This window comes from Patescibacteria group bacterium (genome assembly GCA_018897295.1).
Lineage (GTDB): Bacteria > Patescibacteriota > Minisyncoccia > RBG-13-40-8-A > RBG-13-40-8-A > JAHILA01.
The window spans coordinates 1-20,264 of the sequence record JAHILA010000003.1 but is presented as its reverse complement, the minus strand read 5'-3'; the positions used below and the strand labels follow the sequence as shown (position 1 = coordinate 20,264).

Genomic DNA, 20,264 nt, shown 5'->3' with positions numbered 1-20,264 from the left:
TTATGTTCTAAATTCTATCATATATTCCTCGACCGGGATAATCAAAAATATAGAATTTTCCATGGTTGAAAGATTATATAGAAGTTTACACAAAGAAGTTGTCCCGACTTCTATATAAATAGATGGCTTTGAAGACTTAGAAAAAGCACCTACATCAGCTCTTCCAAAATTTATTATAGGTTCTAATGAAGTTTGATATCCTTTTTTCTTAAAATAATTTGCTACAGCGTTCATCATTTTTCTGTGCCATTCTTCTCCGTGTGCATGATTTTTATATAATTCAGGGTCGTATTTCCATGGCAGTTTCTCAAATTTTATTTTTTGAGCTTTAATTTTCCCAGAAACGATTAAAAACGCCAATTTTCGCAAAACACATTCCTCGCAAGTGATAAAATTATCTCTACATATAAGCATTTCTCAAAATTTCTGGAGTTATTGATTGCGAAAAATTTATTATATTTCCATATTTTTGAACTATTCTTTCGACTGACCTAGCCGTAAGCCGGGTAGGGGACTGGTCATTTTGTTTTCTGGGTTTGTAGTTTATTAAAAGCGCCTCATTATTATCCTTTCTATTTTTTAAATATTTTATAAGCCATTCGGTAGTTTTATGTGGCAAATAGACCGATCGCATATTATTCTTTCTATCAAAAATATTTATAATTGCTCTATTGGTAAAATCATCTATTTTTACATCCTTTTTATTTATCCTTGTTAATTCTGTGACCTTTAGACCGATTGAAGAGATAATTTCTAATATAACTCTATCTCGTAGGCCGATATTGTGCGACACATTTGGCGCTAACAATAATATTTCTAATTGTTTTGGCGTTAGAATATCTTTTAACCTCTGTTTTTCCGTTTTCAATAGTTTTATTTTTTCTGTGGATATAGAGCAGGGAATTTCTTTTTCGATAAAATAGGAAATTAACATCCTCAGGGCAATTAAGTAATAATTTTGGGTAATTTTTTTAATGTTTTGTTTCGATAAGTATTCCTGGTAATCACTTATGTGTTTAATTGATAGTTCTTGTGGAGTAAGATGGGCTAAATTAGAGGTTTTTAGCCAAGATATAAAACGATTAAGATACCGGCCATAGTTTTCGATAGTTTTGTTAGAAAAATCTCTGTCAGTTTTACAGTATCGGGAAAAATCTGATATATATTCTATTAATGATTTGTTATTATTTTTCATATTTTATTTATTAGGGGAGTCGTCGATTTGGTTGTCTCTGGAAGTTCTAGTATAAAGATTCAGTGTAAGGGATATTATACTGAGTCCTTTATATTATTATATCCAGCCTAAAATGTGGCTGTCAATACTCTCCCCTTATAAATACTTCTGCGGGTCTAAATGCGCGCCAATTGGTACTGTTCCATACCAAACTTTCTGTATTTCCACTGTTTCTGATGCATATACCCCGAAATGCAAGTGCGGACCAGTAGAATAACCCGTACTACCTTCATACCCGATAATATCCCCTCTTTTGACTGAATCCCCTGCTTTAAATCCGCCATAACCGGACATATGGCCATAAAGGGTTGTTAATTTATTGTCATGTTCAATCATTATCCATTTGCCATAAGCATAACTGCCGCAATTCCCTATTGCCAACACTTTTCCGTCTCTGGCCGCTCGTATAGCCTCTCCGTAGCTTGAAGCTATATCTATGCCATTATGGAAGCCACTTGTGTATAATTTTTTGCTATAGGCGGTATAACCATAGGACTGGGTCAAAACTCCGTCTAAAGGCCAACTAAGCACCCCAGAACGCGCTTCTGGCATGGAATTGGGGTCTAGGGTCAGCTTTATCTTGTCTTCTAAGTCGAATATCTGTTGTTCAACTTCCTGCTGTTTTCGCAGAGTATCATTTAAAAGCGTCTGGTATTGTTTTTCCTGTCCTTTGGTCTGCACTAAAAGATAATTTTTTTCTTCCTTTTCTTTATCAACAACCTGCTTTTGTCCGCTCAGCTGACCTTGTAATGCAGCAAGTTGATTCTTTTGCTGAACTGTGGTTGTTTTCTGGCTTTCCATATCTTTTTTAATCGATTGGAGAGCTGTCAGATTTTCTTGAATACTTTCTTGAAGAGATTCAAGATAGCGGACCTGATTCAGAAAATCAGAAAAACTTGCTTTGGTTAAAACTATTTCCATTAATGATTCATTGTCATATTCTGCCAATACCTGAATTACATCCGATATTTCCTTTTTCTTTTTGTCAATTTCGTCCTGTTTTTCATCAATATCCAGAGATAATTCTTCAATTTTTAAAGTAGTGGATGATATTCTAGCTGAAGTGATATAAATATCATTCTGGAGTTTTTTAATCCTACTCGCAATTGTGGCAAGTTGGTTATTAAGTGTGTTCTTCGCGCTTTGGGTTGTTTCCAATTCCTTTTTATAAGCCGCTGCCTGCGCTTCCAATTGCTTTATTTCTTGCTCTTTTTGTTCGATTTGCACTTTTAAATCATTAACTAAACTGGCCCGGCTGATTTGGGGTAAAAGAGTTGAAACAAGCAATAAAAGACAAATTATGGAAATTATTTTTCTCATTTTATAAGCTCAATCGCCTTTTTAATTCTCTCTAATGTTTTTTTCTTACCTAAAATTTCTGCAATTTCAAACGGGCCCGGAGATTTATCGCGTCCGCTTAAGGCAACTCTTAATGGCCAAAGCAGTTTTCCTCTGTCGTTATTGCCAAATTCCTCTGCTACTGGCATAAGAACTGCTTTTAGTTTATCTGCCTGAAAATCCTTTTCCTTAACGTCGCGCAATATAGAATAGGATTCATCCAGAGATGTTTTGGTTTCTGTTTTATCCGCGTCTTTCCATTTTAGCAAATTCTGGTCATATTTTAAATCCTTAAAGAAAAACTCAGTCGCCTCACCTATTTCGGACAGCTTGGTTATTCTTTCTTTTTCTAAAGCAATAATTTTCTCTAAATCTTTTTGTTTATAATCTATTTTCTCTGGCAGATATTTCAAACATAATTTTGTTAAATCTTTTATCAACATCTTGCGGATATATCGGCTGTTTATCCAATCAAGTTTCTCAATATTTAAAATAGCCGGATTTCTATGAACTTTATTCCAATCAAACATCTGGATTAATTCTTTTAAACTCAGAACTTCATTTGCATTATCCGGCACGCTTAGGATTAAAAGCCCGATAAAATTAAGTAATGCTTCGGGCAAATATCCTTTTTCTAGAAAATCCTCTACAGCCACATCGCCTTTTCTTTTGCTTAATTTTCCGCCCTCTTTGCTTAACATTAAAGATGGATGGACAAAAACAGGCGGCTCCCAATTGAGATATTTGTAAAGTAAAACATGCTTCGGCGTTGACGAAAGCCACTCCTCTCCCCTGATAACATGAGAAACTTCCATCAAATGGTCGTCAATTGTGCTCGCAAAATGGTAAGTCGGGAATCCATCTGATTTAATTAAAACCTGGTCATCAATAAGATTAGAATCAAATTTAATTTCTCCATGCAAAAGGTCGTTAAATTTGATTGTCTCCCCTTCTGGAATTTTAAGCCGTATAGTATATGTCTCTTTGTTTTTTAATTTTTCTGCAATTATTTTTGGGTCTAAATTACGGCAATGTTTGTCGTACATCGGCGCTTGTTTCTTGGCAATTTGTTCCTGCCTCATTTTCTCTAATCTTTCTTCTGTACAAAAACAATAATATGCTTTTCCTTCTTTAATTAGTTGGTCAGCATATTTTTTGTAGATTTTTAAGCGTTTTGACTGATAATATGGCCCCTCGTCAAAATCTATTTTAAGGATTTTTAAAGTTTTCAATAATGATTCAACAGCGCCTTTAACAAATCTCTCTTGGTCGGTGTCTTCAATACGTAAAATAAAAATGCCCTTTTCTTTTTTCGCAAAAAGATAATTGAGCATAATCATACGTAAACTTCCAATATGTAAAAATCCCGTTGGCGACGGCGCAAACCGAACTCTGATTTTAGAGTTTTTTAACATATCTATATTTTAGCAAATTTTAGGATTTCGTCGCGGATTAATTCCGGCGTTTGGGAATTATAAAAAGATTTGGCCTTTTGGCCCATTTCAAAAAGTTTTTGCGGGTTGGATAATAAATTAGAAATCTGCTCCAATAAAATGTTCGGGGTGAGATTTTCTTGGTCTAAAACAATCGCCCGTCCAGTTCCTGCCTCTCCGGCAGGCAAGTTAGCGAATTTAAAAGCATTTTCTTGCTGGTGGTCAGCTGCAGCATTAGGCAGAGGAATTAAAATTGACGGCTTGGCTACGGCGGCAATTTCGAAAATACTGCCTGCCCCTGCCCTATTAATAATTAAATCAGCAGCAGCATAAGCATGCTTCAATTGTTCAGCATTTAAAAATGGATAAAGATGGTAATCAGGAGATTTTGGAGTATTTTTTTCTAAATCTTTAAAATTTTCGCGGCCGCAGCAATGTATAACTTCAGCTATTTCCAAGATACGAGGTAGAAAATTCGTGATAATTTCATTTATTTTCTGCGCTCCTTGCGACCCGCCTAGAATCAGAACCAATGACTTACTTGTCCCGAGCGAAGTCGAGGGATTTGATATTTTGAAAATTTCCCGTGCTTTTATCTTATCACCGTTAAGCAGTTCTTTACGCACAGGATTACCAATAACAATAATCTTGCTCTGGTATTTTGCTTTAAAATATTTTTTGCTGTTTTCAAACGAAAGGATAATTCTTTTTGCGAATTTAGCCATTTTTTTATTGGCTAAGCCCGGCACAGCGTCCGAATCATGAATTACTATGGGGATGCGATAAATCCAAGCAACAAAAACAACCGGAAAACTGCCGTAACCGCCTTTTGAAAAAACAACATCCGGCATCCAACGAAACAAGTGCCAGAATGACTGGATTATTCCGACAATCGTTTTTGCAAGCTCTACTGGGAAAAACGGGTCAAAATATCTTTTGAATTTTCCTGCAGTAATAAATTTGGCTTTGATGTCTTTTAAATTTTCTCTGGCAAAACCATCCGGCCCCAAATAATAAAATTCTTGTGCGTCTTGAAAAGACTCCTTAATGGCAATTATTGGAAATATATGACCTCCTGTTCCTCCGCCGGTAAATAATATTCTCATAATTAGAATAATTAGGTTAATTTTGATACTTAGATATATTAGTCAAGATGCCGGCTCCAGCCAAAGTTATGATTAATGCTGAACCGCCGTAACTGACGAATGGCAAGGGAATTCCGGTAAGAGGAATCAAGCCTGAAATAGCACCAATATTGATTAATGCCTGAAATCCGAACCAGCAAACAATACCGATTGCCAGCAATTTCCCGAAATCATCAGGCAGGTTTTTACTGATTCTAAAGCCTTTAAAAATCAGGAAAATTATTAAAAATATGAAACCTATACTCCCGACAAAACCAATTTCCTCAGCAATAATCGCAAAAACAGAATCCCCCATTGGTTCTGGCAGATAACTGTATTTCTGGATACTATGACCCAGTCCCCTGCCGAATAATCCCCCAGAACCGATTGCCAGCAATGCTTGGTTTATCTGATAACTGATGCCCTGCGGATCTATGGATGGATTAAGAAATGTGATAAATCTTTGTATTCTGTGCGGAAAAAACTTTATCAGGGAAAAAAGCGTAATTGCGTAGCAGATAACCATAATTGCCAAATCACGGATTCTCGCCCCACCTAAAAAATACATGATTGAGCCGACGATAATAATCAAAACAAGAGTTCCAAGGTCTTTTTGCAAAGTCATTAATCCGACAATAACTGCGGCAATAGCCAGAAACGGAATTAATGTGGGCTGATTCCCGCGTTTGCTGAGAAATGCAGCTAAATAAATAATCAAAGCCAATTTCAGAAATTCCGATGGCTGAAAAGTTATCTGGCCTACTGCTATCCAACGATGCGCTCCGCCGTGCCCATAACTTAACTGAGGAACAAAAACCAAAGCCGAGAGAACTAAAGCAGCAAAAAATATCAACAAAGAAAATTTCTTCCAAATCCTGTAATTTATTTTTTGGCAAATAAAAAAAGCAATTAATCCCACGCCTACGCCATAAATTAATTGGTGGAAAAAATAATAATACGGTTTTCCGGTTTGCTCCTGAGAAATCACTATTGAGGCATTAAAAAGCATTGCCAGCCCAAAAATCAGTAAAAGAAAAATGGTAATTACCAATCCTTTATCTGGTCTGCGCGTTTTCATGTTCTTTTTAAAACTTTTCCTGTTCTTTTGCCAGTAGGAAGGCCGGTTTCAACGGCAATTTCGCCATTAACGAGCACATATTCTATGCCTTCCGGAAACTGGTACGGATTTTCAAAGGTTGCCTTGTCCCTGATTTTTTCCGAATCAATCAGGACCAAATCAGCCCAATAATTCTTTTTAATCAATCCCCTGTCCTTTAGTCCTAATTTTTGGGCAGGACCGCCAGTAATTTTATAAATTGCTTCTTCCCAGGATATTACATGCTCATCCTCAACATATTTTCTTAAAAATCTCGGGAAAGCACCAAAGCAACGCGGGTGAACTAAATCGTTTTTCGTCTTCGAGTAATTGATGTCATAACCAGCGCCGTCAGAAGCAATAAAACTTAAACTGCTTGAAATTCCCATTTTTACGTTTTTCTCGCTTAGGGTATCTATAAAGACATTTATCCTTGCTTGGGAGATTAAAAGCATATTGATTATTGCCTCTTCGATACTTGTTTCCTGGGCCTTGGCGATCTCGGTAATTTTCCTGCCGATAAATGATTTGCTTATCGGCGACATTGCCACAATAATTTTATCATATTCATAAGCTTTTTTCTCCTGCATTTCTTTAATAACCTTTGCTTTGATTACCGGATCTTTTAATCTTTTTAAAAGCTGAGCCTTTCCTCCCTCTGCGACCCAATCTGGCAAAAGAATATATAGGACGGAACCGGTTACAGTATACGGATAAGTATCAAAATTTATATTTGCTTTTCCTGTCTTGCCGGCAGGTAGGTTCTCAGCTTCTATTAAATCGATTGCCTTTTTCATATTCGGCCAATGATTCTCGCCCATTGCTTTAAGATGGGATATTTCAGTATTCACTCCGGTTTTCCTGGCAATAAGAATAGTTTCCTCGATTGCTGGAATCAATTCTTCAGCTTCTCCCCTGACATGAGTTGTGTAAAGCCCGTCAAAACTTTTAACTATTTTTGCCAATTCAATAATTTCTTTAGTTGTAGCGACTTTTGCGTGGCTGTAAACCAATCCGGTTGATAATCCGAAAGCGCCCTGCTTCATTGCTATTTTCAGCATATTCGCCATTATTTTCAATTCCCTGGATTTGATTTCTCTGTATTCGTCTCCCAGTAATCCCCTTCTCAATGTCGAATGGCCGACTAAACTGGCAAAATTAACTCCTAACTTGACTCTCCCTAAAACATTAATGAATTCTTCAAAAGTCAGCCAATTTAAATTTATCTGAGCGGTATCCGTCCATTTCTGGATTGCTTTTAATGCTTCTGCGGAAATCAATGGAGCTAAAGAAGAACCACAATTTCCTCCCAAAATTGTGGTTATGCCTTGTCTTAACAAACTTTCTAATCCAGGCATTGTAAAAAGCGTCAGATATGTATCGGAATGGTTATTTAAATCTATAAATCCCGGGGTTAAATACAATCCTTCGGCATTGATAACTTTTTTGGCTCTTGCGGGATTTATCTCTCTTTTGATTTTTTCTATTCTGCCATCGTAAATTGCCACATCAGCTTTGTATTTGCTGTTTTTCGCGCCATCAATAATGATGGAATTTTTTATTAAAATATCATACATAATTTTTTACCCCGTTTGACGGGGTGGATTAAAACAAATTTTTATCGATAAAAAATAAAATCAATCCTATTACTGCTGCCACGCCAGCAATAATCCAGAAACGCATGGTTACTTTTGTTTCCGGCCAGCCCTTAGCTTCAAAATGATGATGAATCGGGGCCGACAAAAATACCTTTTTATGTCTGATTTTTTTGGAAGCCACTTGGATTATCACCGAAAGTGATTCCATTACCAGGATAAACCCGATAAAAGGCAGAAAAAACAAGCAATTAGTAAGCATGGCAATAACGCCAAGCGTAATCCCTAATGACATCGAACCAGTATCGCCCATAAAAAACCGCGCAGGATTTATATTAAACCATAAAAATGCCAGAAGCGCACCGACAATTGCCCCGCAAAAAGCCGCCAATTCAATTTTGCCCTGGTAAAAACAAATTGCGGCAAAAGCGGAAAACGCGATTAGGAGTATTCCTCCTGCCAATCCGTCCAAGCCGTCTGTTTCATTAGTTGAAAATGCTGACGCAACAATTGCAAAAATAAAAATCGGAATATACCACAAGCCAATATTAAAATCTCCAAAAAACGGAACATGGAGCAAATCCCAATCCAGTTTAAAATAAAACCAATAGCCGGCAATGGCAGCAATAACTGTATAAATGATTATCTTATACCTCATTTTCAGGCCTTTCCCGTATTTCCCGATTTTGGAAATTCCCAATAAATCATCAATTAAACCAATAATGGCAGCGAAGATTAAAACTCCCAGGGGCAGAAGAGTCTGTTTTCTGGTAAGGAAATTATAATCAGAAAAAATCGAGTTTGGACCCAATAATTTGGTCAACAGCAAAATTCCGACAGCCAAAACAGCAACAACCACCCAAATTAAAATTCCTCCCATTGTTGGCGTGCCCTCTTTTTTCTTATGTAAGGCAGTAAAAATAGGAGTATTACCTTCATCTTTGATTCCTTTGCCCACTTTATATTTATATAAAAAATGAGTAAGAATCGGCGTAGAAAATAATGCCACAACAAAAGAAAGAGCCGTGATAGTCAAAATTTTTATAACCGGAAATATATCTATTGCCATATCCATGCTTTTTGCGCCCAATCTATCAGTTTTGAAGTATCGTCCTCGCGCTGAGATGAGCCCAAAATTACTGTAATTAAATAATTATCGGAAACATTAGAAATATTGGAAATAGTTACCATGCATCCGCCCGCTTCGTCAGTGAAGCCAGTTTTCCCGCCGATTAATTGCGGGATCTTGCCCAGCAGTTTATTGGTGTTGGTTATATTATGAATGAATTTTTTATCAATCGAGAAAATAGTTGTTTGCGGAGTTTTTAATATTTCCAATATCAATGGGATTTTTAAAGTACGTTCGGCAATTATAGCCATTTCTGAAGCAGTTGATTGGTTTAAGGAATCCAATCCGACTGGCTCGACAAAATAAGTGTTTTTTAAATTTATCTCCTGCGCTTTTCTATTCATCAGATAAATAAAAGTATCAAAATCTATTTTTATGCCATCCCCAGCTAAAGCCATTGCCGCATCATTGGAAGATTCAACCAGCATAATATAAAGCAGGTCTTTTACTTTTAGTTCCTCGCCATTAATCAATCCTCCATTATTGCCATTGATGTCAACCGAGTTTTTAGAAATTTTAATAATATCCTCAGGATTATAATTTTCCAAAGCAATGATTGCGGTCATCAATTTAGTTAAACTAGCAATAGGTAAAACTTGTTCTGCGTTTTTTTTGAATAAAACATTATTGCTATTGTCTTGTTTGAAATTGAAAACAATTGCCGATTTGGCCAAAATTTCCGGTTCTGGAATAATCCAGTTTCTAACCGGAAAAAATACTGTATCTATATTTTCCGCTGTCGGAAGTTTTATCGGCGTGGCATCACCTTCTGTTTGTTTAATTGAAGCTTGGATTGGATTGTTTTTGCCATTTTCAACTTTACCAACCAAATATAAACCCCAAGCTATAAGAATTAACAGTAAAACAACCAATATTTGCAGAAAATATTTCTTAATCATTTTTTCTTTATACTTATTCCTAGTTCTTTTAGCTGCTCTTTGTCGATTCCACTTGGCGCGTTCATCATTAAATCTCTACCATCGCCAGTTTTAGGGAAAGCAATTACTTCGCGGATGCTCGGTTCATTTCTTAAAATCATTATAAATCTATCAATACCGGCAGCAATACCGCCATGCGGCGGAACTCCGTATTCAAAGGCCTCAAGTAAATGCCCGAATTTTTCTTTAATGTCTTCTTTTTTATTGCCCATTATTTCAAATACCGCCTCAAGTATTCTAGGATTATGCTCTCTAATTGAACCACCGGCGATTTCATAGCCATTGCAGACAAAATCATATTGATGGGCTAAAAATTTATCGGGATTTTCTCCCAGCTCTTTGATAAATTCTTTTTCCGACAGATCTTTTAGGTTTTGAACCTTTGTAAATGGATGATGCACTGCATCCCACCGTTTTTCGCTTTCCTTCCATTCAAAAGCCGGAAAATCAACAATAAATGCAAATGCCAGTTCATTTTTATCTTCTTTGTCCTTTCTCAAATCCGGCTTATCGCTTTTATATTCTTTCATTGCTTCTTTATAGGTTAATCGCGGAAACGGAATTTTAGTAATATGTTTTTCCGGAACGAGTTTTTTAACTGTTTCTATATATAATTCTTCAATCAAGCTCAAAATATCTTCTTGCTCGGAAAAACTCATTTCTAAATCCATCTGGGTAAATTCCGGCTGCCTGTCTCCCCTGCTATCTTCATCCCTGAAGCATCTGGTAATCTGAAAATATTTTTCTATTCCAGCCACCATCAGCAATTGTTTATATTGCTGAGGCGATTGCGGTAAAGCATAAAAATTTCCCTGTGAAATTCGTGAAGGCACAATATAATCCCTTGCTCCTTCAGGAGTTGATTTTGTTAAAATTGGGGTTTCGATTTCAATAAATTCTTTGCCTGATAAAAAATTTCTCATAAACTGGGCAATTTCATGGCGCAGAATTAGGTTCTCTTTCATTCTCTGTCTGCGTATATCCAAATATCTGTATTTCAATCTGCCTTCTTCATTTACTTCATAACCATCAGTATCTAATGCAAATGGCGGGGTCTGGGCTTTATTGAGAATCTCTAATTTTTCCGCCTGCATTTCTACTGTTCCAGTTTTCAGGTTTTTATTGATCATCTTTCCTGGCCTCTCATTTATCCTGCCTTCGATTGAAATCACCCATTCCGAACGCAGTTCTCCGGCCTGGTCTGACATTTCCGGAGAAAAAACAACCTGCAATAAACCAGAACGATCGCGGAGGTCGATAAAAATAAGCTTCCCATGGTCCCTGCGGGAATGCACCCATCCGCACACCTTTACTTTCTCCCCTGTTTTTTTAATTGTATCTAATACGGCAATCCTTTCCATATGCATAATTTTACCATAAATATTTTCTTGAGTAAACAAAAAAGCGGGGTCAACCGCTTTTTGAATACTAATGCCAAAAATTATTTAATTTCCAGGATTTTGTAGTGGACTTTGCCGCTGGGCGTGTGCACAATTACCTCATCGCCTTTTTCTTTGCCTAAAAAAGCTCGCCCTAATGGCGATTCATTTGATATTTTTCCGGATAATGGGTCAGCTTCTTCCGACCCCACAAGTATGAACTCCCTTTTTGCCTCGCTGTTTTTCACAATTATCCTGCATCCGACTTCTGCTTTATCGCATTTCCGATCTTTGGAAATAATTACTGCCTCGCCCAGCAACTGTTCCAATTCTTTTATCTTGCCTTCGTTGAATGCCTGGGATTCTTTTGCCTCGGCATATTCTGCGCTCTCGCTAATATCCCCTCTTTCCTGAGCTTCATGGATTTGTTTGGAAATTTCTTTTCTGTTTTCTTTTAGTTCTTTAAGTGTCTCGCGGAGTTCTTTAAATTTTTCTGAACTTATATATTTCATTTTTATATTTAATAATAACTTAAATAAAACGATTGTCAACCCCGCAGCTGCGGGGCAAGACCTTATTTTGAAAAATACCAATTTAAAACTTCCCTAACTACTGCAACCGACACACCCCCTTCTTCTGCGCCGTTCTCAATCAACACAGTAATAACTATTTCCGGATTTTCATATGGCGCAAAAGCAGTAAACCAAGCATGAGGAAACCTATTAGATGTTTCGGCAGTCCCTGTTTTTCCGGCTACTTTAACAGGTAAGTTATTTAATGACATAGCTGTTCCTGAAATAATCGTTTCTCGCATTCCCTGCCTGATAATTTCGAGATTTTTTTCTTTAATAAAATTTTCCCTGATTAATTTCGGCTGGGTCGATTCTATTAATTGTGGCTGATATAATTTCCCATTATTGGCAATTGCCGCAATAGCTGATGTAAGTTGTAATGGATTCATTAAAACATCGCCTTGGCCAATTGAAGTATTATAGGTATCACCGATAAACCACTGTTGATTCTTGGTTTCTTTTTTCCACTCTGCATCAGGCAAAAATCCAGCAATTTCCCCAGGTAAATCGATTCCGGTTTTCTCTCCCCACCCGAATAATCCTAAATATTTTTTAATTCTGTCTATTCCTAATCCTTCCTGATTTCCATAACCGCCACCGACAGTATAAAAATAAACATCGCAGGATTCAGCAATGGCCTTTATCATATTTACTGCGCCATGAGTCTTCCAATCCCTGAAAGTCCAATAAATATTTCCGCGGCTGTCGAATAAATTTATCAAACCAGGACAATTGATTATTTCGTCAGGGCTTATTGTATTTTCTTCCAATGCAGCTGAAGCAATCATTGGTTTTATGGTTGAACCTGGAGGGTATCTGCCGGAAATCACCCTATTAATCAAGGGATTATTTTTATCCTGAAATATTTTTTGGATATATTCTGAATCACCTTTAATAAAATTATTGTTGTCAAAAATCGGAAAACTAACCAGAGCCAAGATTTTGCCATTTTGCGGATTCATGGCAACTGCCGCTGCCCTTGAAGTAGACATTTCGCTTAATCTGGATTTTAAAGACTGATAAAGAATTTTCTGCAATTCTGCATCTATAGATAAAATCAAATCATTTCCAGGAATCGGGTCTTTAACTGCTAATATTTTTTGGGTTTTCCCTATATTATTTATCTCGGTAAGCTCTTCTCCATAAGTTCCGCGAAGCCGGTTTTCATAATATTCTTCGAGTCCGGTTCTCCCGATATAATCGTCGAGAAAGTATTTTTTTTCTTTAACTTCTTTAGGAGCAACTTTTCCAATATAACCCAAGATATGAGAAAATACAGCGCCGTCTTCATAATATCTCCGGCTATTCTTCTGAATTTTTATTTCTGGGATAGCGTTGAATTCCGATTCCAGAAAAATCGCTTTTTCTTTTTCTATGTCCTCGGCAATAATAATAGGATAAGAAATTCCCTTGTTTTGCTCTATTTTGTCCTGAATTATATTCTCCGGTATGCCTATTACTTCAGATAATTCTTTTATTATTTCCTTGTAATTGGCTTCTTTTATCAAATCTGCCGGAATAATCGCCAAATCAAGTTTGGGAATATTCGTGGTTAGCGGAATTTTATTCTTGTCATAAATTATACCCCTTAACGGTTCTATGGGATAAGAACGCATCCTGTTTCCTTCAGCCAGATTGCGCCAATAAACTCCATTGAGAATCTGCAAATGGAAACTCTTGGCAAAAAGCAGAATTAAAACAACAATAATAAAAACCAGAAAAATCTTCAGAATATTTTCCTTGATTGGTTTTTCCAGTTTTTCCCGTTCGCTGTCAGGCGATTCCTTCAACCTTTTTGAATCCATCAGAATCTCTTCGGTTTCAATATCCTCGCTGAATTTGCGTTTTACTTTAAATTTCCCTGAATTTACCCACATACCCCGTAGTAGATTTTTGACTAATTAAAAATTATCTTGATGCCCCGCATCAGTCAAAAATTCACTACGGGGCATAAGATTTTACTATATAAAAGATTGGTAGCGCTAAAATCGAATTATAAATAATTTTAGCAACTAAGCCAAGCAATGATAGATTTGAACCAATTATGAATAATAATAATTCGTAAAACAAAGAAGAAATCAAAAAAATTAAAATAAGCGATAATTTATTTTCTTCTTTTAAAAATTCCTTGTTTAGAAATCGAGACAAGAGGCACGTTAAAAGCAGAACAAGAACGGAAATTCCTAAAATATTCTGCAGGGAATAAAAATCCAGAAATAATCCAGATACAATTATCCAGCCAAGATTCTTTTTCCAGTCTTTTGTAATGGCTAAACTTACAACAGCTAAAAAAATCAAATTAGGATAAACGCCAACAATTTTCAGATGCGGAAAAATTCCAATCTGTAAAAACAACACGACAAGAATAAAAATTATAACCAAAATAATTCTCATTTTATTATAAAAACACTTTCAAGTTTTGAAAAATCAACAGCCGAAGTAATGGTTATTTTTTTAAAAATCTGGTTGTCCGATGTATCAATGCTTTCGATTTTACCGATTAAAATCCCTTTAGGATAAAGATTATCCATGCCAGAAGTAATTATCCTTTCGCCGATTTCCAGATTTTCGCTCTTCGGTATGAAATCTATAAATAATCCGCCTTTGTCGTCTCTTTTTACCAATCCCTCGATGCGATTTTTTTCTATAATCCCGGCAACAACCGAATCTTTTTGAATAATCAATATTACTTTTGAAAAATTCTCATTAACTTCGCTGATTTTGCCCACTAATGCGTTTTCCGGCGAAATTACAATCATATCCTTGATTGCGCCGTGCTTTAAACCTTTATTTATTAAAATCCAATCCTGGATTCCCTGAACATCTTTCCCCACAACCGAGGCTACTTCCAGAATCTGCTGTCCGGATTTGGAAATGTTCAATGCCTCCCTTAAAATATCATTTTCCCTTTTCATTTCTTTCAATGCGGCAATTTCGGCTTCTAAAATTAAATTTCCATGCCTTAATGTAAGATTTTCCTTATTTAAATCGCCGATTGAAAATATAACCTGAAAAAAACCGCTTATTCCGTCTCCGATATTAGAAAAAAACCTCCCTATTGGCGAAAATATTTTGTAAACAAAATTCCCCAATCCTTTTGTAAGGCCAGGGATGATATTTAATATAATCAAAGCAATTATTAAAATTAAAAATATTAAAAAAATCTTTTTCATTTTATTTCGGAACTTCTCCGTAGTCGCTCTCTATTAAAACTTCTCTTAATTTATCTAAATCCTCTAAAATAATTCCTGCGCCGCGCGCAACTGCAGTCAATGGATCATCTATAATTTTCACAGGCATTTTTGTTTCTTCTCGGATTAATTTATCCAGGCCCCTAAGCAAACTTCCTCCGCCGACTAAAACGATTCCCCTGTCCATAATATCAGCAATCAATTCTGGTGGCGTCTGCTCAATTGTATCTTTTACGGCGCTTACAATTGCTTCATTGGAAGCATAAAGCGCTTCCCTGATTTGGTCGCTGTTTACCATAATTTCCTTTGGCAAACCAGTAATTAAATCCCTGCCTCTGATTGGCGCTTCCAAAATATCTTCCAATTCATAGGCCGAACCAATAGCAATTTTGATATCCTCGGCAGTTTTTTCTCCCAAAGCAAGCTTTAATTCGTCATGGGCATAATTTATTATATCTTGGTTCAATTTGTCTCCTGCTATTTTTAAAGTTTGGCTGGATACAATGCCGCCCAAAGAAATTACAGCTATGTCGGTTGTTCCTCCGCCAATATCAACTATCATATTGCCAAATGCCTCCTGAACCGGCAAACGAGCGCCAATTGCTGCAGCCATGGCTTGTTCTACTAAATAAACCTCTCTACCGCCAGCGCCTAAGGCAGCGTCCCTGACTGCTTTTTTTTCCACTTCGGTAATGCCTAATGGGATTCCGATAATAATTCTCGGCCTTGGTAAAATAGTAAAAGAGTCCTTGTGAACTTTATGAATAAAATAACGAAGCATTTGTTCAGTCACCTCAAAATCAGAAATCGCCCCCTCTCTTAAAGGCCGAGTAGCAGAAATATGAGCCGGGGTACGACCAACCATTTTTTTTGCTTCATCGCCAATTGCTAATATCTGCCCTGTTTTCTGGTTAACCGCCACTACTGACGGCTCATTAATCACAATCCCCCGCCCCTTTACATAAACCAGGGTGGTAGCTGTGCCTAAATCAACGCCAATATCTTTAGAAAGTTTTCCAAGAATTTTATCAAACATCTTAATACGCTTTAGCAAATAATACTTCTATTCCACCCTCCTTTCCGCACTTTATACACCTGCCTCGCGTCGACTCGCCGCGAGTCGAGGCGGGTCTTCCTGTTTCAAAGGGAATACATCTAATCGTAGCTTTTGTTTCGTCCTGGATTTTTTTCTCGCATTTCGCATCTCCGCACCAATGTGCTTTGATAAATCCGCCTTTTTCTTTTAATATTTTTTTGAATTCATCGTATGATTTTACTTCACGAGTGTTATCTTCGGTGAATTTTTTGGATTTTGCGAATAATCTTTTTTGCATTTCATCTAGTAATTTTTCCGGATTAAATTGTTTCAAAGAAACGCTGTTCTTTTTTAATTCGTTCCTTAAAACATAAGTTATTTTGTCTTCCTTCGCTTCTTTGGGCCCGATTTCCAATCTTAATGGCGCGCCTTTCAGTTCCCATTCATTAAATTTCCATCCAGGACTCTGATCTTTATTGTCTACTAGAAACCTAATTCCTTTGTCTTTAAGAATTTTTTCTATTTTGGAAATAAAACTTTTAAGTTTCGCGTCAGAACCAATAGGAATAATTACAACTTGGTATTGGGCGATTTTCGGCGGCAAAACCAATCCCTTATCATCGCCGTGAGCCATAATTACTGCGCCAATCATTCTTGTACTTACTCCCCAACTAGTTTGCCAGACATCTCTTTTTCTGCTTTTTTCATCTAAAAATTTTATATTAAATGATTTGGAAAAATTTTGCCCTAATTGGTGCGAAGTTCCCATTTGCAATGCCTTATAATCTTTCATAAGCGCTTCAAAACAAAGCGTATATTTTGCTCCGGGAAATTTTTCAGTATCTGTTTTTCTTCCAGAAATACTATAAATTGCCAAATACTCTTTAGCAAAATCACTATACATTTTTAAAGCTGATTGCGCCATCTCGTCTGCTTCTTTTTCTGTTGCGTGCGCTGTATGGCCTTCCTGCCATAAAAACTCCATTGTTCTTAAAAATAACCTTGTTCTCATTTCCCATCTGACTATATTCGCCCATTGATTTATTTTCAAAGGCAAATCTCTGTATGATTGAATCCAATTCTTAAATGCATCATACATTACAGTTTCCGATGTCGGTCTGATTGCTAATTTTTCTTTAAGTTTTTTCCCGCCTCCGTGCGTTACCCAGGCAACCTGCGGATTAAATCCCTCTACGTGCTTGGCTTCTTTTTTGAAAAATCTTTCAGGTACAAATAAAGGAAAATAAGCGTTTTCCACGCCCAAATCCTTGATTTTAACATCCATTGCTTTTTGAATATTTTCCCAAACCGCATAGCCGTAGGGCTTGATAATCATGCAACCCTTTACCGGCGAATAATCAGCCATTCCGGCTTTTAAAACCACGTCATTATACCATTTTGAAAAATCTTCTGATTGTTTTGTAAGCATACCCCGTACTAGATTTTCGACATATTTATACTAAGTTGTCGAAATATCAAGTTTAGATAATTATTATTGATTAGTTATTATTTATTTTTTGCCTCGTATACGCTCCGACTTCAGTCGGAGCAGTCGAAAATTCAGTACCGGGGCATATTCTAAAAAAGTTTTATTACATCTCTTAAAGTCACGATTAACATCAAACCGATTAAAATTGCAAAGCCAAGGGTATTGGCAATTCTTTCGGTTCTGACTTTTATCGGCTTGCCTTTTATTTTTTCAATCAACAAAAATAATAATCTTCCGCCGTCCAATGCCGGAAACGGAAGAATATTTAAAAGCGCCAAATTAATTGAAAGAATTGCTGTAAATTGCAAAACATAAACCCAGCCCAATTGCACCATTTGAAAAGTAAGGGTTGCAATTCCCACTGGCCCGGCAACATCACTGATCATGGTGCCTTTAAGAATTAATGTTTTCAATAAAAGCCAGAGCATTTCAATCATTGTCACAAACATCCTGCCAGTTGCTTCAAATCCTTTTAAAATTGCCTTATACCAAGGATAAGAAATTAATCCGGTTTTTAACATAGCGACTCCTAAAGCGCCTTCACCTTCTGGCGGATTGATTCTTGGCACTATATTTTTCTGTAAAATTTCACTTCCTCTTTTAATTTCAATAATGATTTCCTGTCCCACATGAAAAGCTACAAATTTTTGTACTTCTTCAACTTCCTTGATTTCCGCTTTCTCATTACCGTGTGACATAAATAACAGCGCATCCCCTATTTTGATTCCGGACTCCTGTGCTGGCGAATCTTTGGCAATATCAACTATTTGAATCTGGACGTTCCTGTAATTTGCCTCATTGCCCTCAACGAAACTCGGAATTCCTATAGCATGAACAATAGAAAGCAGAATTACGGCAACCAACAGATTCATTAATACGCCCATTACCAGAATTAGCGCTCTTTGCCAGATTGGTTTATTATGAAAAGCGAATTTACTACGGCTGCGTTTTTCCTCGCTTGTCTCGCCGAGAATTTTAACAAACCCTCCAAGTGGAATTAGATTCAAAGAATAAATTGTTTCTTTTCTTTTAAAACTAAAAATCCGGGGCGGAAAACCAAAGCCGAATTCTTCGACTTTTACCCCGGCTTTTTTTGCGCTGATAAAATGCCCCAACTCGTGGGCAAAAATCAGCACGCCTAATATTAAAATAAAAACAATAATTGTTAATAACATAAAATTAAACCGTCATTATCTCAGATTCTTTGTTTTTTTTCATCTCATCAACTTTGCTGTTGAAATCATCTATCATTTTCTGCAATTCGTCTTTGGCGCGGAATTTATCATCTTCACGAATTTCACCCTTTTTCTCCAATTCCTGAATTTCTTTCCAGGTTTTTTCCCGATTTAAACGAATAGAAATTCTCGCTTCTTCGGCTTTTTCAGAAACTATTTTCACATATTCTTTTCTCTGCTCTTCGTCTAAAGAAGGAATATTTATCCTGATTAAATCGCCATCAACAATCGGACTGAAGCCGGACTTGGCCCTAATTCCTTTTTCTATATCCTGTAGAATCGCTTTGTCCCATGGCTGGATAGTGATTAAGCGCGACTGGGGAATACTTATAGAAGCAAGTTGTTTTAATGGGAATTTTTGGTTGTAGCAGCTGATTTCAATATCTTCAACCATTGCCGGCGTTGCGCGGCTGGTCTTAATTTTCGCCATCTCAATTTTTAAAAAAGCTATTGTTTTTTCAAATTCCGGTTTTAAATTGTCTAATATTTGTTTATACATAAAATTAAATTCTCTAATACTAACCGCGGATTAACATTGCTCACGGATATCATGCTTTTACTTTTTTGAATTTCCTTAAGAATATTTAATAATTGTTGTGTATTGTGGTCGTCACCCTGCGGGTGATCAGCCGTAGGGTGAATTAATTTTCCCCTGAACCAAAACATCCATGAATCCAAAATTGCAAAAATTTCTGAATTATCGTCCCGCTTAATTACTTTCTCTATATATTTAAAAATATCATTTAACGGTTTTTTAAGAATATTGATGTGTTCTTCGTTGATAAAATCTTTCGCTACTTTATTCAATGAAATTGACTTAAACCTGATTTCCTGCAATCTAGAAAGAATTGTTTTTGGTAATAATTCCGGAGTTTGCGTGATTAAAATCAAAATCGTATTCCCTTGCGGTTCTTCCAATGTTTTTAGCAAGGCGTCTGTTGCAGAACGGCTCATTATTTCTGCATTATCTATAATGACAAATTTATAAAGGCTATTATACGGAGATAGGCTTAAAAAAAATTTAATTTTCCTGATTTGGTCAATAGAGATTTCGTTTTTACCTTGTTCGGGTGCAATACAATGAACGTCAACTTGATCTGTTTTTAAAAAATCAGCGAGTCCAATGGCTGTATTTTTCATCTCTTCGGCAGTTCCGCCATAAAATAAATATCCGTGGGCCAATTTTCCATTTTTGGCCGCATTTTTTAAAAACTCTAGCATACCCCGTAGTAGATCCTCGACTAATTTAATTATCTTACTGCTCCGCAGCAGTCGAGGATTCACTACGGGGCATATGTTTAGGATATCATATCTATCTACCTTTCGCAACTTTATGTATGAGGCCACCCAATTTTGCACTTTTGAGGCATTAAAACTGGTAATTGTAATTTAGTCAGCGATAACATAAACTGTACAGGAGATAATTTATTCTGAAAAGCATAATGCACCCTATCAGTATTGTACCAAACAAGCCA

At 36.5% G+C, this 20,264-nt stretch carries 19 protein-coding genes; all 19 read right to left on the bottom strand.

Annotated elements, in window-relative coordinates; all coding sequences use genetic code 11:
• The 19 genes from KKI21_00290 to KKI21_00200 all read right to left on the bottom strand — a co-directional run bounded on the left by KKI21_00290 (position 1) and on the right by KKI21_00200 (position 20,010).
• Positions 1 to 414 carry a hypothetical protein gene (locus KKI21_00290; GenBank protein MBU4284666.1) on the bottom strand — a complete coding sequence of 138 codons (414 nt, stop codon included), beginning with the start codon at positions 412 to 414 and terminating at the stop codon, positions 1 to 3.
• Positions 401 to 1,195, bottom strand: coding sequence for a phage integrase N-terminal SAM-like domain-containing protein (locus KKI21_00285; protein MBU4284665.1), 795 nt, complete (start codon positions 1,193 to 1,195; stop codon positions 401 to 403). Before KKI21_00285 ends, KKI21_00290 begins: the two co-directional genes overlap by 14 nt.
• A gap of 135 nt (positions 1,196 to 1,330) precedes the next feature.
• Positions 1,331 to 2,554 carry a peptidoglycan DD-metalloendopeptidase family protein gene (locus KKI21_00280; protein ID MBU4284664.1) on the bottom strand — a complete coding sequence of 408 codons (1,224 nt, stop codon included), beginning with the start codon at positions 2,552 to 2,554 and terminating at the stop codon, positions 1,331 to 1,333.
• On the bottom strand, positions 2,551 to 3,987 hold the full coding sequence (locus KKI21_00275; GenBank protein MBU4284663.1) for a glutamate--tRNA ligase: 1,437 nt from the start codon (positions 3,985 to 3,987) through the stop codon (positions 2,551 to 2,553). The genes KKI21_00280 and KKI21_00275 overlap by 4 nt, the downstream gene beginning before the upstream one ends.
• A gap of 2 nt (positions 3,988 to 3,989) precedes the next feature.
• On the bottom strand, positions 3,990 to 5,111 hold the full coding sequence (locus KKI21_00270; protein ID MBU4284662.1) for a UDP-N-acetylglucosamine--N-acetylmuramyl-(pentapeptide) pyrophosphoryl-undecaprenol N-acetylglucosamine transferase: 1,122 nt from the start codon (positions 5,109 to 5,111) through the stop codon (positions 3,990 to 3,992).
• 16 nt (positions 5,112 to 5,127) lie between these two features.
• Positions 5,128 to 6,207, bottom strand: a complete 1,080-nt coding sequence (ftsW, locus tag KKI21_00265; GenBank protein MBU4284661.1) for a putative lipid II flippase FtsW — start codon at positions 6,205 to 6,207, stop codon at positions 5,128 to 5,130.
• Positions 6,204 to 7,802: a D-aminoacylase gene (locus KKI21_00260; protein MBU4284660.1), complete on the bottom strand. Its 1,599-nt coding sequence runs from the start codon at positions 7,800 to 7,802 to the stop codon at positions 6,204 to 6,206. The genes ftsW and KKI21_00260 overlap by 4 nt, the downstream gene beginning before the upstream one ends.
• A 28-nt stretch (positions 7,803 to 7,830) precedes the next feature.
• Positions 7,831 to 8,889, bottom strand: a complete 1,059-nt coding sequence (gene mraY / locus KKI21_00255) for a phospho-N-acetylmuramoyl-pentapeptide-transferase (protein ID MBU4284659.1) — start codon at positions 8,887 to 8,889, stop codon at positions 7,831 to 7,833.
• On the bottom strand, positions 8,880 to 9,848 hold the full coding sequence (locus tag KKI21_00250; GenBank protein ID MBU4284658.1) for a serine hydrolase: 969 nt from the start codon (positions 9,846 to 9,848) through the stop codon (positions 8,880 to 8,882). Before KKI21_00250 ends, mraY begins: the two co-directional genes overlap by 10 nt.
• A complete protein-coding gene (gene aspS, locus KKI21_00245; GenBank protein MBU4284657.1) occupies positions 9,845 to 11,248 on the bottom strand; it encodes an aspartate--tRNA ligase in 1,404 nt (467 codons plus the stop codon). The genes KKI21_00250 and aspS overlap by 4 nt, the downstream gene beginning before the upstream one ends.
• 80 nt (positions 11,249 to 11,328) lie before the next feature.
• Positions 11,329 to 11,778 (bottom strand): transcription elongation factor GreA, encoded by a 450-nt coding sequence (gene greA, locus KKI21_00240; protein ID MBU4284656.1) that lies wholly within the window; start codon positions 11,776 to 11,778, stop codon positions 11,329 to 11,331.
• Positions 11,779 to 11,840: 62 nt separating this feature from the next.
• A complete protein-coding gene (gene mrdA / locus KKI21_00235; protein ID MBU4284655.1) occupies positions 11,841 to 13,715 on the bottom strand; it encodes a penicillin-binding protein 2 in 1,875 nt (624 codons plus the stop codon).
• A gap of 64 nt (positions 13,716 to 13,779) precedes the next feature.
• On the bottom strand, positions 13,780 to 14,232 hold the full coding sequence (mreD, locus tag KKI21_00230; GenBank protein MBU4284654.1) for a rod shape-determining protein MreD: 453 nt from the start codon (positions 14,230 to 14,232) through the stop codon (positions 13,780 to 13,782).
• Positions 14,229 to 15,011, bottom strand: coding sequence for a rod shape-determining protein MreC (gene mreC / locus KKI21_00225; protein MBU4284653.1), 783 nt, complete (start codon positions 15,009 to 15,011; stop codon positions 14,229 to 14,231). The genes mreD and mreC overlap by 4 nt, the downstream gene beginning before the upstream one ends.
• A gap of 1 nt (position 15,012) precedes the next feature.
• Positions 15,013 to 16,065, bottom strand: coding sequence for a rod shape-determining protein (locus KKI21_00220; protein ID MBU4284652.1), 1,053 nt, complete (start codon positions 16,063 to 16,065; stop codon positions 15,013 to 15,015).
• A 1-nt stretch (position 16,066) separates the two neighbouring features.
• A complete protein-coding gene (gene proS, locus KKI21_00215) occupies positions 16,067 to 17,494 on the bottom strand; it encodes a proline--tRNA ligase (GenBank protein ID MBU4284651.1) in 1,428 nt (475 codons plus the stop codon).
• 149 nt (positions 17,495 to 17,643) lie between these two features.
• A complete protein-coding gene (rseP, locus tag KKI21_00210) occupies positions 17,644 to 18,729 on the bottom strand; it encodes an RIP metalloprotease RseP (GenBank protein MBU4284650.1) in 1,086 nt (361 codons plus the stop codon).
• Positions 18,730 to 18,733: 4 nt separating this feature from the next.
• Positions 18,734 to 19,288 (bottom strand): ribosome recycling factor, encoded by a 555-nt coding sequence (gene frr / locus KKI21_00205; protein MBU4284649.1) that lies wholly within the window; start codon positions 19,286 to 19,288, stop codon positions 18,734 to 18,736.
• On the bottom strand, positions 19,270 to 20,010 hold the full coding sequence (locus KKI21_00200) for a hypothetical protein (protein ID MBU4284648.1): 741 nt from the start codon (positions 20,008 to 20,010) through the stop codon (positions 19,270 to 19,272). The genes frr and KKI21_00200 overlap by 19 nt, the downstream gene beginning before the upstream one ends.
• Positions 20,011 to 20,264: the final 254 nt, after the last annotated feature.